This window comes from Planktotalea sp. (genome assembly GCF_018607965.1).
Taxonomy (GTDB): domain Bacteria; phylum Pseudomonadota; class Alphaproteobacteria; order Rhodobacterales; family Rhodobacteraceae; genus Planktotalea.
The window spans coordinates 1-15,913 of the sequence record NZ_JABBAM010000068.1; the positions used below are offsets into that span (position 1 = coordinate 1).

Here is a 15,913-nt window from a genome sequence, read left to right on the forward strand (position 1 = left end):
ACCTTTGATCCTGGTTCAAGAGCCTGCAAAAACCGCAAAAGATGCGCAGGAAATCGTGGATGCTGTGGCACCCTTAATTGTATTAGGACCTGAGACAGATCAGGCACGCCTAGCTGAGAACGTTGCTGCCAACGTCGAGGAGGTTAAGGCACCTATCTCAGAGTCAGTGATCGACATTGCAACCGTCGAAATAACGCAGCAGATGCCAGATGTTGCCGTTGACGAACCACAAATTCCGGTTGTTATTCTGGCAACGGATGAAGGCGTGCGCGTGCTACAATCGCCCAATGCGCCAACACCGGATGCAATGACGGCGTTGTTAGGGTCAATTTCTTATGATGATGCGGGGGATGTGTCCTTAACAGGCAATGCAGGCGGTGATTTCGTGCGGGTGTACCTGAATAATCGTCCGATTGTGACATCGCAGATTGCTGCGAACGGCGATTGGCAGGCGGGTTTGCCATCTGTGGATACTGGAATTTACACGTTGCGCGTGGATGAATTGAATGAAGCGGGTGATGTGGTTGCGCGCGTCGAGACCCCGTTTAAACGCGAGGCCGCAGAGGTTCTGGCGGCCGCCACTAAGCCCGAAAAATTGGTGCAAGCGATTACGGTTCAGCCAGGGGCTACATTATGGGCAATTGCTAAGGAACAATACGGCAGCGGCACGCTGTATACGCGCGTTGTTGAGGCGAACGCGGACACCATCCGTAATCCAGATCTGATTTATCCGGGGCAAGTTTTCACGGTTCCTGACTAACACGACTGGTCATTCTGGGGTGCCAAGACTATCTATTAAGTCTTAGCCAAAGGACGCCGCAGATATGAGAAGTTTACCCCGAACCGATGCGGCCCTTGCGAAAGATCAACGTATTTCTGGTTGGCGCGTTATTCGCCGTGTTGCGCCCTATCTTTGGCCCTCTGACAAGCTTTGGGTAAAGCAGCGTGTTGTCTTGGCTTTGTCGATGTTGATTGTTGCGAAGCTGGTCGCTGTAGGCACGCCGCTTTTATATAAACGTGCGGTTGACGCGCTCTCAGATGCGGGTGTTTCGGATCTTGCGTTGGGTGCTGTTGGTTTGACTGTGGCCTACGGGTTTGCGCGTTTGATGACCAATGGGTTTCAACAGCTGCGCGATGTGATTTTTGCCAAGGTCGGGCAGGGCGCATTGCGCGCATTGGCCTTGCAAACCTTTGAACATATTCACAGTCTTTCCATGCGCTACCACATTGGCCGTAAGACAGGCGGATTGAGTCGTATCATTGAGCGGGGCGTCAAAGGCGTTGATTTCTTGTTGCGCTTTTTGCTGTTCTCTATCGGGCCGCTTGTCCTTGAATTGCTGATGATTGCGGGCATTCTGTTCTACCTGTTTGATGTTTGGTATCTGGCAGCGGTCTTTGTGACGATCGCGTTTTATGTTTGGTTTACGTTCGCCGTCACAGAATGGCGCGTGAAGCTGCGCAAGCAAATGAATGACCAAGATACAGATGCGAACCAAAAAGCGATTGATAGCCTTTTGAACTTTGAAACGGTCAAGTATTTCGGTGCCGAAGCACGTGAAGCGCGCCGCTATGACAGCGCTATGGAGTTGTATCAAGTTGCCGCGTTGAAGACGTCCTATTCGCTGGCATTCTTGAATTTCGGCCAGTCATTTCTGATCACAACGGGTCTTGTTGTAGTGATGGTTTTGGCAGCGATGGGCGTTCAGGCGGGCACGATGACGGTTGGTGATTTCGTTTTGGTCAACGCCTACATGGTGCAGATCACGATGCCACTGAACTTCCTTGGTACGGTATACCGCGAGATCCGTCAGGCGCTGGTTGATATGGGCGAAATGTTTGACCTGCTAGAGCAACCTACAGAGGTGGCCAACACAGAAAACGCACCTGATTTGAAGGTCACAGGCGGGCATGTATCTTTGAAGGGCGTTCACTTCGGGTATGATCCAGAGCGGCCCATTTTGAAAGGTGTCGACCTAGATGTTCCTGCGGGACAGAACGTTGCGATTGTTGGGCCGTCCGGGTCTGGCAAGTCGACGATTGGGCGACTGTTGTTCCGTTTCTATGATGTGACGGGTGGCGCGTTGTTGATTGATGATCAAGATGTGCGCGATGTGACGCAAACCAGTTTGCATGATGCGATTGGTGTGGTGCCCCAAGACACGGTGCTGTTCAACGATACTATCCGTTACAACATTGCATACGGCAAGGATGGCGCGACCCGTTCCGAGATTGAAGATGCGGCACGTGCAGCCCAAATCCATGATTTCATTCTCAGCTTACCAGATGGCTATGAAACGACTGTTGGTGAACGTGGTCTGAAACTGTCGGGCGGCGAAAAGCAACGTGTGGGCATCGCGCGCACATTGCTAAAGAACCCGCCGATCCTGCTGCTGGACGAGGCGACCTCGGCGCTGGATAGTGGGACAGAGCATGAAATTCAGGACGCGTTGGCCCGCGCTGCTGAGGGGCGCACGGTGATTACGATTGCGCATCGCCTGTCGACGATTGCAGACGCGGATCGCATCGTTGTGTTGGCCGATGGTCAGATTGCAGAGCAGGGCAGCCACGCTGAACTGCTGGCCTTGTCGGGTCGCTATTCAGCACTTTGGCATTTTCAGCGATCCGAAGACGCTGCATGAATTTTGCCTTGAGCGCGATTTCTGTTCTCGGGTTTCTGGCGATTTTTGTGTTGTCACTTGGTGACGAGCGTTTCGGTTGGGGCCGCTACTGGCCCCCCGAAGCGCCTGGTACTTGGCAGCATTTCAGCTTTCGTGTGCTTTTTCGCGTAGGACTTTATCCGTTGATTGCGCTCTCTGCGATACTTGCACGCGACGATGGGTTTTGGATGCCGGTTCTTGGCGCGGTGCTCATTTTAATTGGCTTTGGCGCGGCTTTTGCGTTCACGCGAAAACTGGGTTGGAGGCAAGCATTCGGGGCAGCCACATGGTTGATCACGTCAGGTCCATATGCCTACTCGCGCAATCCAGTATACGTGGCAACTTGGGTTGGATTATTGGGTTGGGCGCTTTGTTTGCCACATCCATTGGTCGTTTTAGCGTTGATGCTGTGGGCTGTCATGTATGTGTTCGCACCGTTCCCTGAGGAACCTTGGTTAGAAGACCAATTCGGTTCTGAATATGCAGCTTACAAAGAAACGACCCCTCGTTTCATTGGGTTTTAAAGGTTGGGTGCGTGATATCACGCACCCATCTAAAATGCTATTCTGCAGCTTTGAGTGGCATCGCTAAGATGGGCGCAGGTGTTGCTTCACCAGCGTAGTCATCGGCGGGATCTTCATCCTCATCTTCCCAAACAATTGTTGGGGATTTGATGCGTCGCGCTTGGCGTTGCAACGCCCAGTCGCGCGCGGCGTTGCTGGACCGACCAAAGGACAGCTTGGCCAGCAATCGCGCAAGCCAGAGCACGTAGGTTGATGCCCAGACCCGCAGCGCCAACATGGACGGGGTGAAGACCAGTGTGAGCACTGTTGCGATTCCAAGTCCGAACACGACTGCAGTTGCAAGCTGCTTCCACCAAAGTGCGGTTGGGCTGTCGATGGAATAACCACCCCCGATGAAGTCTAGGCTAAGGCCAAACATCATCGGTGCAAGGCCCGCCATGGTCGTAATCGTTGTCAGCAGAACTGGGCGAATACGATCTTCTGCGGTGCGCACAATCGCCTCAATGCGTGGCATGTAGCGGTTGTAATCTTGGTAGGTGTCGATCAGAACGATGTTGTTGTTCACCACGATCCCAGCAAGGGCGACAATGCCCGTTCCCGTCATAATGATCGAAAACGCCTGATCCATCACCAACATACCAATCAGAACACCTGTTGTGGATAATACCACTGCAAGCAGAACCAACACAGAATTATAGATGCTGTTGAACTGCGCAAGCAGGATGATGAACATCAAACCCAAAGCGCCCGCGAAGGCAGATGACAGGAACTGTTGGCTTTCGGCTTCTTCTTCTTGATCACCCGTCCATTCCCATTCGACGCCCGCAGGCAGGGGCTTGGTGTCTAACCATTCAGTCAGCGTCGCAATGCGTTCATTTGCAGTGATAGGGATAGACTTTACCTCGCCATCTTCGCCCACGACGTCCTTGGTCAGGTCGCTCACGATACCCGCTTTTACGTCGAAGTACCGCTTTTGGTCGATGCGGTTAATCTCGGCCAGCTTTTTCACAGGCTTACGCGTTGTAAAGTTGGACAGCGGAATAAGACCATCACGCGTACGGACCTTCATGGAATCCAATGTGCTCAGCACACGGTCTTCTTCGGGCAGGCGGACACGGATTTCGATCTCTTCGTCCGACGTATCAACGCGCATTGTGTCGAGCAGGATACCTCGTGTCACAAGTTGCACCATACCGCCAACCGTGGCGACGTCCGCGCCGTAACGGCCCGCTTTTTGAACGTCCACATCGATTTGCCAATCAATACCGGGCAGGGGGCGTGTGTCTTCAATCAGTTTTAGTCCCGTGGTGGTGTCAAACTTTGCACGTGCCAGTTTCGTGGCCTCAAGCAAGTCATCCCAATTGTCAGCCTTTAGGCGTAGGTGAACGGGTTTGCCGGACGCGGGTCCACGGGCTTGCGCTAGAATTTCGATTTCTATGCCCGGGATCAGTTTCAGCTGTTCGGTCAATTCTGCAATAACGATGTCACCATCAAGGTCGGGACGATCGCGGCGATCTTCCCAAGGGATCGTTTCAAGTTGGACCTGACCGATAGTATCTTTGGGAGCAGATGCGCCAGACGCGTCCGTGTTCAAACCCCCTTCACCCGCGAAGGCAAATGCGCTTTGGACACCGGAATGGGCCAATACGACTTTTTCAGCTTTGGCGACTAAGGCGTCCTTTTCGCTAAGCGACAGGTTGCCGCGCGCAAGGACATAGACGATGGCCTGCTCTGGCTCACTTTCAACGAAGAATTCGACACCGTTGTTGTTTTCGCCGAAATAGCTGAGCGTTGTCATTACAAAGAAACCGACCGCGAAGATCGACACGATAGGCATAATGGGATTGCCCGTGATCAGCTTGATAAACAGTCCAAAAATTGTGCGGCGATGGCCTGATTTGATCTTTGTCTTGCGACGCTCGAACGTCGCAGCACCAAGCGTGACAGAGGCCGCAAAGGCACCAAAAAGGAACAGTGCCACACCCGGTAGGGCACCGACAAATCCGTCTGCGAGAGGTGTGCCACCAAATAGATAGCCGGGGTTCAAGACCTGCATCGCCCCAAGGAACACAGTGTAGAGCGCAGGTGGAACCAAAAGTGCACGCACGATCCATGGAAACTTAGCGCGTAGTGCGTCGGATGTGTTGCCGAACGTGCGGCTTAGGCGACCTGTGACACCGCCCATGACTGGCAGGTAAACCAGTGCCACAACCAGCGAGGCCGACAGAACGAAGATCAGCGTGACGGGAAGCATGCCCATGAATTGACCGGGAACGCCGGGCCAGAACAGCATAGGCAGGAAGGCGCAAAGCGTCGTCGCTGTGGAAGACACGATGGGCCAGAACATGCGTTTTGCAGCCTCGACGTAGGCCTCCATCGGACCGGATCCATCAGAGATGCGTTTGTCTGCATATTCAACGACCACGATAGCGCCGTCGACCAACATACCAACGGCAAGGATCAGGCCGAACATCACGATGTTTGAAATGGTGACTTCCATGACTGCAAGGAAAACGAAGCACAAAAGGAATGAGGTAGGGATAGCAAAACCAACAAGGAGTGCAGGGCGGGTGCCGAGGGAGGCCAGTACCACAATCATTACAAGTGCGATGGCTGTCAAGACCGAGCCCTCTAGCTGACTAACCATCGACCCAACTGTGCGCGATTGATCATTGGACGTGTCGACATCGACAGAGGCTTGCAGGGCCTCGGGCCACTCTGCGCGGGCAGCTTCCACCTCTGCCTTAACAGCCGCGGCTGTGTCGATCAGGTTGAAGCCTTTGCGTTTAACCACTTGCAGCGCAACGGAGGTTTCACCACCAAAGCGCGCGGTGCCTTTTCGATCCTCAAAGGTCAGGGAGATTTCAGCAAGGTCACCCAAGGTGACAACACGGTCGCCATTAATCTTTACGGGCAGACCGTAGATGTCTTGTACGTCATTGAAAGACGACGGGATTTTGACCGCAAATGAACCTTGCGCGCTTTCGATTTCACCTGCGGCAATCAACTGATTGTTGTTTTGTACAACAGTGATCAACTCGCCTGCGGTGACGTTGTAGGCCTCAAGGCGCAGAGGGTCGATCAGAACTTCGACCATTTCGTCGCGCACACCCGCGATGCCTGCCTCTAGCACGGCATCAAGGGATTCGATGCGTTCCTGCAAGTCCTTGGCGACGTTTGCCATGGTGCGTTCTGGCAAGTTTCCAGTGAGGTTTACGATGATGATCGGGAATTCGGAAAAGTTGATTTCGTTGATCGAATAGGTTTCCGCGCCGGTTGGAAACTTGCCTTGTGCCGCGTTCATTGCGTCGCGCACGTCCGCCATCACTTTGGTTTTGTCCCAACCGAATTCAAACTCTAGCGCGATACCCGCATAGTTTTCTGCGGCGGTGCCGGAAATCTGCTTTAGACCGTCCAGATCGGCCAGCTCGGCTTCCATTGGTTTGACCAGCAATGTTTCGCTGTCCGCTGCAGAAATACCGGGGAAGGGAACGGACACGAAAAGGGCAGGAATTTCGATGTCTGGTTCGCCCTCTTTGGGAAGGCTCCAATAGGCAAAGCCCCCGACGACAAGCGTGAGGACAATAAAGGCAAGAACCATGCGGGCACGTTCAGCGGCCCAATCGACGATACCGGTCATTGTGTTGGCTCCTCATACGTCGGCACTACAAGGACGTCGTCGATCACATATTCTTGGCCAATCGTTATGACGTTGGCGGTTTCAGGTAAACCTGAGACCCAAACCCCCTTTGAGGTGTCGCGTAAAAGTTTGAGTGCAACGAACTGTGCCTTGCTGTCTTCATCGATGATGCGAACACCAAGGTCGCCGCTATCGTCGAGTGTGAGTGCGGACTGTGGGAGAAGATGCGCGCTGTCACCGTCTGCGGCGACAATGATTTCTGCGGTTTGTCCATCGCGAATGGACAGATCGCTGTTTGGCACTTGGATTTCAACGCGAAACGTTCGTGTCGTTTGATCTGCGGAGCGCGATAGGAACGTCACGCGGCCTTGGACCTCTTGCCCACCAGACAGGCGTGCACCTGCGAGTGCGCCGATCTCAACGCGATCAACTTCGGTCTCGGGCACGAAGCCAACCAGCTTGATCGGGTCCAGCTGTAGGATTGTTGCGCACAATGAACCGGGCTGAAGCAAGCTGCCAAGCTCGGCAGTGTCTGTTTCTAGTAAGCCCTCAAAAGGCGCTGTGATTCCGAGCCGATCAATGTCCTTTCGAACCGACGCGATCGCGGCTTCGGCACTTTGGATGCCAGCGCCTGTGCTTTGTAATCCGCTTTTGGCACCAGCAACCGTGGCCTCAGCCGCGCGCACCGCTGCTTGGGCAGAGGCAACGCGCGTTTCGGATGCAAAGCCACCTTGGCTAAGTTTGGAGGCTGCGTTGTCATTAATTTTGGCTTCATCCAAGCGCGCCATTGCTTCTTGCAGGCGGGCTTGGGTTTCGGGGACGCGGGCCTGCGCTTCGGCAAGGCGGGCGTTGGCCTCTGCGAGGGATGCTTCGCGCGTGCCCACGTCAATTTGGCAAAGCATTTGATCCTTGGACACATAGTTACCTTTGCGCAAAGGGTCAGAAACCACTTGGCCAGAGGTTTGAGCGCGTACTTCAACAGAGCGCGCGGCTTCGGTTTGGCCGCGCAAAATAACTGCGCTGTCGACCTGACGCGCTTGAGATTTTAGCGCAAAAACGCGGATGACATTAGCGGGTTCTTCGCTGGCCTCGGTTGCCTGTGCAGGGTCATTGGTTTCCCCAGTCGTATCCTCAGTCGTTTCAGTTTGGGCAAACGCCAGCAAATCATCGCGCTCAAATACCAGAAAATATAGGAAAGCAGTCACCAATATGGCGGTCAGGAGGGGGATCAATTTCATCTTCGGTTTTTCCTTGTGCCGGCCTGCGCTGGCGGTATGTGGCCTACGATCTCACATAGGTGTGTTCTGAGCATGTACAATATTTTTTAGTACATTTCTGCGTATACGTTGGCCAAGCGCCGCTAGACTAGTTCCAATTGCATCCATATTCAACAATTCTACCTGCGATAAGAACGCGCACAGCATGGCGAGGATATGACGGGGCCTTGGCAGTGCTGTGACATCGGGGTATGAGGGGAAAAAAGTAAGGGCTACGGCATGAGCGACACCGACGGTTTTATCGAAGAAGTAAGCGAAGAGGTCCGTCGTGACCGTCTGTTTGGATACATGCGCCGCTACGGCTGGATCGCAGTTGTTGCAATTCTTGCGTTGGTCGGCGGGGCTGCTTGGAACGAGTGGAACAAAGCCAAAGCGACGGCAAAGGCGCAGACCGCAGGAGATGCCATCCTTGCGGCGTTGGAAGCAAATGAACCCGCCGCGCGGATCACTGCGTTAGAAGCCATCCAGACCCAAGACATCTCTCAAGGTGCTAAGGCCGTGGTCGCCTTGATGCAAGCCGCAGAGCAGGGCGCGGATGACAACCCAGCAGGCGCGCAAGCTGCACTAGAAAAAATTGCGACGGATGGTTCTTTGCCAGAAATCTATCGCCAGATCGCATCCTTCAAAGCAGCCAGCCGCAGTGACGGCGATTTAAGCGCTGAGGATCGTCGCATTCGTTTGGAAGCGCTCAGCGCGCCGGGCACAGCATTGCGTTTGCTCGCAACCGAACAATTGGCACTTTTGGACATTGAAGCAGGCGATACAGACGCCGCTTTGGTCAAGCTGCAAAGCATGATTGTTGACTCTGAAGTCACAGCAGGCTTGCGTCAACGCGCAACTCAACTCATTATCGCGCTAGGCGCCGAGCCAGAAGCATTGGCTGGCCAAGGTTAATACAGGTCAACGCAGTGTGCGTTGACTTTATTCAAGCCCGCATCAGACGGGTACACTATCAAAGGGGGCTTTGAGCAGTGACGACAGCAAAGTGGATCATGGCAGGTGTGGCAGCAGCAGTGCTGGCAGGATGTGCCGAGAAAGATGTGATTTTGCCGGGCAAACGCGAAGATTTACGCGCGCCCTTCGGGGAAACATCAGAAGAACAAACCAAAACCGAAAATGTCGCACAGGCAATTTCACTTGCGACTCAAAGTAGCAACGCAAATTGGCTGCAGCGTACCGGCAGTCCTGTGACACGAACGGCGCATCCAGCATTGGCGGTTCAGCTGACGGGTGTGCAATGGTCGACGCCGATTGGCCAAGGCGACAGTCGGCGTTTCCGCATCACCGCTGATCCCGTAGTTGCGGATGGTCGCATATTTGTGATGGACGCCAAAAGCACCGTTACAGCGCTGTCTCTGACAGGTCAAAGACTATGGTCCGTAGATGTTACACCGACGCGAGATCGCGAGAGTGATGCCGGTGGGGGTGGTCTTGCATACGGTGATGGCAAGTTGATTGTAACGTCAGGATTTGGAACGCTGCGCGCGCTTGATCCATCAAGTGGATCAGAGATTTGGACACAAGACCTTGATGCGTCCACAACGGGCACGCCGTCAGTTTCGCGTGGGCTTGTGTATGTTGTAGGCGGAGACAATGTCGCTTGGGCGATCGATGCAGAGTCAGGTCGCGTTGAATGGCAGCTGGGTGGATCCCCCGGGATTTCGCGTGTCTCTGGCGGTCCAGCCCCAGCAGTTGGCGATGATCTTGTGATTTTTGCCTTTGGTGGTACAGGTGAAATGCAGGCTGCCTTCCGTAAAGGAGGCACCCGTCGTTGGGATGCAACTGTTGCGGGTCAACGCCGCGGTATAGCTGCGACATCGGTCAGCGATATCACGGGTGATCCTGTGATTTCGGGAAACACGGTTTACGCAGGTAGCTATTCGGGTCGTATTGTAGCGTTGAATGCCGATAGTGGTTCACGTTTATGGACTGCCAAAGATGGTGCACTTGGTCCTGTGTGGCCAGCGGGTGGGTCTGTCTTTGCGGTCACGGATCGCAATGAACTGGTGCGCCTTGACGGCGAAACGGGGACGCGCATTTGGGGCACGAAACTGCCGTTCTTTGTGAACGAAGATCGCCGCCGTCGTGTTGAGATTGTTGCGCATTACGGTCCTGTTGTTGCAGGGGGGCGTGTTTTGGTTGGATCTAATGATGGTCTGATCCGCAGCTTTGATCCTGTGTCAGGTGCATTGATGAGTTCTGTTGACGTGCCTGGCGGTGCGACGACGAACCCAGTTGTTGCAGGCAGCACATTATATGTTGTCTCGCGCAAAGGTGTGTTGCACGCAATTCGCTAAAAGGGCGGGTGCGTGAGATCACGCAACCTACATGACCTCTTTCGTATTCGTCCGTTCTAGGTTAAAGCGGCAACTTATTCTGTTTTTGGATCGTCAAAATGAGCTTTACACTCGCCATTGTGGGTCGCCCGAATGTGGGCAAGTCCACGCTTTTCAATCGTCTTGTGGGCAAGCGCCTTGCGTTGGTCGATGACCAACCTGGTGTGACACGTGATTTGCGCGAAGGCGAAGCGCGTCTTGCGGACCTACGTTTCACGGTGATTGACACGGCGGGCTTGGAAGAGGCGACCGACGAAAGCCTTCAAGGACGTATGCGCGCCTTGACCGAACGTGCGGTCGGAATGGCGGATGTGTGCCTGTTCATGATTGATGCGCGCGTCGGTGTGACGCCAGCAGATCAAGTGTTTGCGGAAATTCTGCGCAAGCGGTCCGCGCACGTGGTTCTGGCCGCAAACAAGGGCGAAGGATCTGCGGCGGATGCTGGTGTGATCGAGGCCTATTCATTAGGTCTAGGTGAACCAATTCGTTTGTCTGCAGAGCACGGCGAGGGTCTGAACGACCTCTACACCGTGCTCATGCCTGTAGCGGACGGATTTGCAGAACGCGCCAAGGATCAATCGCCTGACGTTGATGTTACGTTGGGTGAGGATGACGAGTGGGACGAGGATGCGCCCTTCGTGATGCCAACCGCAAAAAAGCCAATGCAAATTGCTGTTGTTGGTCGCCCGAACGCGGGAAAGTCCACGCTGATCAACAAGATCATGGGCGAAGAGCGTTTGCTCACGGGGCCCGAGGCAGGGATCACGCGCGACGCGATATCTTTACGCACCGAATGGAACGGCACGCATATCCGTATTTTCGACACCGCTGGTATGCGTAAAAAGGCCAAAGTGCAGGACAAGCTGGAAAAGCTATCCGTGTCTGACGGCCTGCGCGCGGTAAAATTTGCCGAAGTCGTGGTTGTTCTTTTGGATGCTGCGATCCCGTTTGAACAACAAGACCTGCGCATCGCCGATTTAGCCGAGCGCGAAGGCCGTGCGGTCATCGTTGCGGTGAACAAATGGGATATTGAAGAAGACAAACAAGACAAGTTGCGCGCGTTGCGTGAAAGTTTTGAGCGCCTGCTGCCGCAGCTGCGCGGCGCGCCTTTGGTGACTGTCTCTGCAACAACAGGTCGAGGCTTGGACCGTTTGCACGAAGCCATCATGAAGGCCTATGAAACTTGGAACCGCCGCGTACCGACGGCTGCGCTGAACCGTTGGTTGGCTGGCATGGTCGAAGCACACCCGCCACCCGCACCTGCGGGCAAGCGTATCAAGCTGCGTTACATGACACAGGCGAAAACCCGTCCTCCGGGCTTTGTTGTGATGTGTTCTCTGCCTGACAAGATGAGCGAAAGCTATTCGCGCTATCTGGTGAACGGGTTGCGGGGCGATTTCGATATGTGCGGCACGCCGATCCGCCTTTACATGCGCTCGCAGAACGATTCAAATCCGTTCAAGGGTCGCAAAAAGGCTGGCCCTTCAAAGCTGCGTAAGCACTTGAAGAGCCAGAATGAACGTCAGGGCTTCTAAGCCGTTGGAGATGTGCGCATCGTCAGAATCGCCGTCAAAAGTGCGGCGATTCCAGCGGCTGCTAGTAAGCTGATTGTGAGCAGTGCCGTTCCATTGGCAACGATAATTCCGACCAGTGCCCAGATAACGGTTGCAAGATATTCTGGCGCGGTTCGTCGCACACGAAAGACGGTTAGCGCTGTGATGAGAGCGGCGATGATGCCTGTTATGGCCCAACCGAACGACTCAAACGCGATACCATAGCCTGCGAGGGTTGTCGCAATCGACACCCAGCTCGCGGCTGTGAGCCAGCCTGCGTAAATCGCGGTGGGGGCTTGGAACAGCCAACGATCACGTTCGGGCGCGTTGATCAGGGCTAGGATCGCGCCGATGGCCATGGCGATGATCGCGACAGTCGCCCAGATTGCGCTGGCATTGGCGATCGCTAGCCAAGGAACACCGACAGCGAAACTAACGACAAGAGGTATGCGTGCTGCGTGCCAGTCATCGGCGTCTGCGCGTTTCCAAAGGCCATAGAGGGCAGAAATAGTCAGCCATGCATAGATCAATCCCCAAATTGCGAATGCATAACCCTCAGGTTGGATCGGTGGATCGATCTGGGGGATTGGGAGTTGGTTTTCTGAAAAGCCCGTGAAGGGTGCGGTGAACGCGGGAGAGATCGCAAAAGCGACGGCGAGCGCGAGGGTGGCGAGTGCCATAATTTTCTTCATGTGTTAGAATTAGCGGAGGCGCGCGCCGTTTCAACCCGCAATTTTGGGTGCGGGGGTGGATAAGTTTATTTTGAAAGATGAAGCGGTGGTCCGTTCTTTAGGCGCTGAGCACACCGTCTTTGGTAAGCGTTGTTTTGCCGCCAAGGTAGGGTGCAAGTGCACTTGGAAGCGTTACGGAACCATCTTCGTTTTGGCCATTTTCGAGAACCGCGATGAGGCAGCGCCCGACAGCGAGGCCGGATCCGTTAAGGGTATGGACGAACTGGGGCTTGCCGCCATCTTCGGGTTTGAAGCGCGCGTTCATGCGGCGCGCTTGGAAATCGCCTGTTGTGGAGACGGAGCTAATTTCGCGGTAGGCGTCTTGGCCGGGCAGCCATGCTTCAATATCGTATGTGCGGCGCGCGCCAAAACCCATGTCGCCTGTGCAAAGTTCCACAGTGCGGTAGGGGATATTAAGCGCCTCAAGAATGCCTTCCGCGCAGCCAAGCATGCGTTTTTGTTCCGCGTCGCTTTCATCGGGGTGGGTGATCGAAACCATTTCAACCTTTTCAAACTGATGCTGGCGCAACATGCCAGAGGTGTCACGCCCAGCGCTGCCGGCCTCAGAACGGAAGCACAGCGTGTGCGCCGTCATGCGGATGGGAAGCGCTGTGTGGTCAAGCACATCACCAGACACAGAATATGTAAGCGGAACTTCGGACGTCGGAACAAGCCACCAGCCGTTGGTTGTTTGGTAACTGTCCTCGCCGAATTTGGGAAGCTTATCAGTGCCATACATGGCTTCGTCGCGAACGAGTACGGGACTGTTCACCTCTGTTAGGCCGTTTTCATCCACATGTGTGTCAAGCATGAATTGCGCGAGCGCGCGATGGATGCGGGCAACTGAGCCTTTGAGCATCACAAAGCGTGCGCCGGAAATTTTGGCAGCAGTATCGAAATCCATCGCAGCACCGACGCCTGCCAGTTCGAAATGTTCTTTGGCTTGGAAATCTAGCGCGGGCGGGGTGCCCCAAAGCTTTATCTCGACATTGTCGGCCTCATCGGCACCCGTGGGAACATCGTCTGCTGGTAGGTTAGGGATACGCGCCAGAAGATCGATTAGGCGCACGTCTTCTGCTTTTGCTTCTTCGTTCAGGGTCGCAACGGCCGATTTTTTCTCGGATACAAGCGCGCGCAGGCGTTTGAATTCGGCTTCATCACCAGATGCTTTGGCAGCCCCCACAAGCTTGGACGCTTTGTTTTGCTCGGCTTGGGCGACTTCGGCCGCAAGAATTTTTGAACGACGTGCAGAATCAATTTCAAGAACCTGCGCAGACATGGGCGCGTCGCCACGGCGGGCGAGTGCGGCATCAAAGCCCGTGGCGTTTTCGCGAATGGCGCGGATATCATGCATGTCCAAAGTCCTTTTTGCGTGTCGTGTGACCTATTGGCCTTATGCAATAAGGAACGTGCGGGGTGAAGCACGATTTGCGTCGATCGTGCTAAATTAGAGTGACACTACGTAGATGTTGGTGAGCTACCAAAGCGAGGAGTGCTCTGGTAGCTCTGCATGCAAGCCCAAGCTTTGTTTGAAAAGTAAATTCTAGTTTGTACCTGGGGTATTGCTTGAGCCTGACTGCGCTTGCGTCAACGCTCCAACCAGGGCAACAGCGCCCAATGCAAGCCCAATGCCTGTTGTGGTCGTTAGACCGCCTAGACCCGTTAGTCCTGTTGTCGTCCCTGCCGTAGTACCGAACTGGGACGCGCGGCGACACACGCGTGAAAGAACGCCGTTGACGATGTTCGTGTCCTCTCGGCAGTAATAGTTTACGCCATTGGCACCCGTTACTTCGACTGGAAATTGGGACTGACCTGAAGGGCAAACGATACCGGATTCTGTTGTTGTCGCAACTTGTGCTGAAAGGCTGTTGGCGCACAAAACGAGCATGAGAACAGCTGATTTTACGTGGAAAGTCATGGTTAGTTTCACCTTATTACTAGTTAATAAAGCGAACTTATTCGAAACGTGATTTTGTTGAATGGGAAAAAGGTTAACAAAAATGCATAATCGAGTTTTTAGATCTAAAGCACTGATGATGAAGGTTTTTTATAAGGGATTTTCCGCTTGATCGCGCTGCGCTTTTCGAAATGCGATGATTTCTTCTTGCACGAAGTCGCGAAACACTTGGATGCGCTTGGATTGACGCAACTCTTCCGGGTAGGCCAGAAACACAGGCACCTCGTTTGAGCTAACCTCAGGCAAGATGCGAACTAGCTCTGGGAAATCTTGGGTTACGTAGTCGGGCAACACACCAATACCAAGTCCATGCAGAACGGATTGCAACACGCCGAAGTAGTTATTCACGGTCAACATCGACGGCACATCATAGGCCATCAAGTGTTGAACCAATTGCAGACCTGCGCCAACCTGCACAGTGCGCGGATTTTGGCAAATCAAACGGCGATTGCCAATGTCTTCGATGCTTTCAGGCATCCCATGTTCGGCCACGTACTTTGGTGACGCATAGAGTTGCATGTGTACGGTCATTAGGCGTTTTCGGATCAGGTCGGCTTGGGATGGTTCTTTCATACGGATCGCAACATCGGCTTCACGCATGGGCAGATCTAGGACTTTTTCCTCGAGCATCAGGTCGATCTTAAGATCAGGGTATTTTTCATAGAGATGGGGCAGGCGCGGCGCGAGCCAGAGTGAGCCAAAGCCAGTCGTCGTGGTGACGCGCAGTTCGCCGAAAACTTCTTCTTCACTATCTTTGATACGTGCTTCTGCAGCGTCCAAGCGTTTGATCATCGCGGTGGTCGCATCAAACATCAACTCGCCCTGTTCCGTAAGAATCAGTCCACGTGCATGGCGGTGAAACAGCGTTGTATTCAAACTTTCTTCGAGTCCACGGATCTGCCGGGACACGGCAGATTGCGATAAATGGAGTGTATCGCCAGCATGTGTCAGGCTGCCAGCATCTGCAACCGCGTGAAAAATTCGAAGTTTGTCCCAATCCATGTCGGCAACTTTCTGTCATTTGCTTGGATGTTAGCGCATGACTGTCCTAACTGGTGTTCATGCGATTATCAACGTGACGTTATTTTTTGAATTTTAGATATACAGGTCAGCTTTTATGACCTAACATCTGATTCAAGCATTGTGCTATGTACTACGTTCTGTCGCCTAGGGAGAAAGCCACATGAGTCTGCAGAAAACATCTCTGAATGATAAATTCGACTTGGAGAAGTCGCAGG

The 15,913-nt window shown here is 53.9% G+C and carries 12 protein-coding genes; 6 read left to right on the forward strand and 6 right to left on the reverse strand.

Annotated features, from left to right (window positions below; genetic code table 11):
* The 3 genes from QZ279_RS06935 to QZ279_RS06945 form a co-directional block, all read left to right on the forward strand.
* On the forward strand, positions 1 to 760 hold a 760-nt coding region (locus QZ279_RS06935; protein WP_293449514.1), incomplete at its 5' end, for a LysM peptidoglycan-binding domain-containing protein.
* 64 nt (positions 761 to 824) lie between these two features.
* Positions 825 to 2,639: an ABC transporter ATP-binding protein/permease gene (locus QZ279_RS06940; protein ID WP_293449516.1), complete on the forward strand. Its 1,815-nt coding sequence runs from the start codon at positions 825 to 827 to the stop codon at positions 2,637 to 2,639.
* A complete protein-coding gene (locus QZ279_RS06945; protein ID WP_293449518.1) occupies positions 2,636 to 3,181 on the forward strand; it encodes an isoprenylcysteine carboxylmethyltransferase family protein in 546 nt (181 codons plus the stop codon). Before QZ279_RS06940 ends, QZ279_RS06945 begins: the two co-directional genes overlap by 4 nt.
* Positions 3,182 to 3,218: 37 nt before the next feature.
* Here QZ279_RS06945 and QZ279_RS06950 read toward each other — a convergent pair whose 3' ends face one another.
* Positions 3,219 to 6,821: an efflux RND transporter permease subunit gene (locus tag QZ279_RS06950; protein WP_293449520.1), complete on the reverse strand. Its 3,603-nt coding sequence runs from the start codon at positions 6,819 to 6,821 to the stop codon at positions 3,219 to 3,221.
* Positions 6,818 to 8,059 carry an efflux RND transporter periplasmic adaptor subunit gene (locus QZ279_RS06955; RefSeq protein ID WP_293449522.1) on the reverse strand — a complete coding sequence of 414 codons (1,242 nt, stop codon included), beginning with the start codon at positions 8,057 to 8,059 and terminating at the stop codon, positions 6,818 to 6,820. The genes QZ279_RS06950 and QZ279_RS06955 overlap by 4 nt, the downstream gene beginning before the upstream one ends.
* Positions 8,060 to 8,317: 258 nt before the next feature.
* Here QZ279_RS06955 and QZ279_RS06960 point away from each other — a divergent pair, with 258 nt between their 5' ends.
* From QZ279_RS06960 to der, 3 genes are all read left to right on the forward strand, one after another.
* Positions 8,318 to 8,992, forward strand: coding sequence for a tetratricopeptide repeat protein (locus tag QZ279_RS06960; protein WP_293449524.1), 675 nt, complete (start codon positions 8,318 to 8,320; stop codon positions 8,990 to 8,992).
* Positions 8,993 to 9,069: 77 nt separating this feature from the next.
* Positions 9,070 to 10,395 (forward strand): PQQ-binding-like beta-propeller repeat protein, encoded by a 1,326-nt coding sequence (locus QZ279_RS06965; protein WP_293449526.1) that lies wholly within the window; start codon positions 9,070 to 9,072, stop codon positions 10,393 to 10,395.
* Positions 10,396 to 10,493: 98 nt separating this feature from the next.
* Positions 10,494 to 11,969, forward strand: coding sequence for a ribosome biogenesis GTPase Der (gene der, locus QZ279_RS06970; protein ID WP_293449528.1), 1,476 nt, complete (start codon positions 10,494 to 10,496; stop codon positions 11,967 to 11,969).
* Here the strand turns inward: der and QZ279_RS06975 are convergent.
* The 4 genes from QZ279_RS06975 to QZ279_RS06990 form a co-directional block, all read right to left on the reverse strand.
* Entirely contained in the window at positions 11,966 to 12,679 is a 714-nt protein-coding gene (locus tag QZ279_RS06975; protein WP_293449529.1) for a hypothetical protein, read from the reverse strand. The two genes, der and QZ279_RS06975, sit on opposite strands and share 4 nt — an antisense overlap.
* A 97-nt stretch (positions 12,680 to 12,776) precedes the next feature.
* Positions 12,777 to 14,072, reverse strand: a complete 1,296-nt coding sequence (gene serS, locus QZ279_RS06980) for a serine--tRNA ligase (RefSeq protein ID WP_293449530.1) — start codon at positions 14,070 to 14,072, stop codon at positions 12,777 to 12,779.
* 189 nt (positions 14,073 to 14,261) lie between these two features.
* Positions 14,262 to 14,636 (reverse strand): hypothetical protein, encoded by a 375-nt coding sequence (locus QZ279_RS06985; protein ID WP_293449531.1) that lies wholly within the window; start codon positions 14,634 to 14,636, stop codon positions 14,262 to 14,264.
* A 129-nt stretch (positions 14,637 to 14,765) separates the two neighbouring features.
* Positions 14,766 to 15,677, reverse strand: coding sequence for a LysR family transcriptional regulator (locus QZ279_RS06990; protein WP_293449532.1), 912 nt, complete (start codon positions 15,675 to 15,677; stop codon positions 14,766 to 14,768).
* Positions 15,678 to 15,913: the final 236 nt, after the last annotated feature.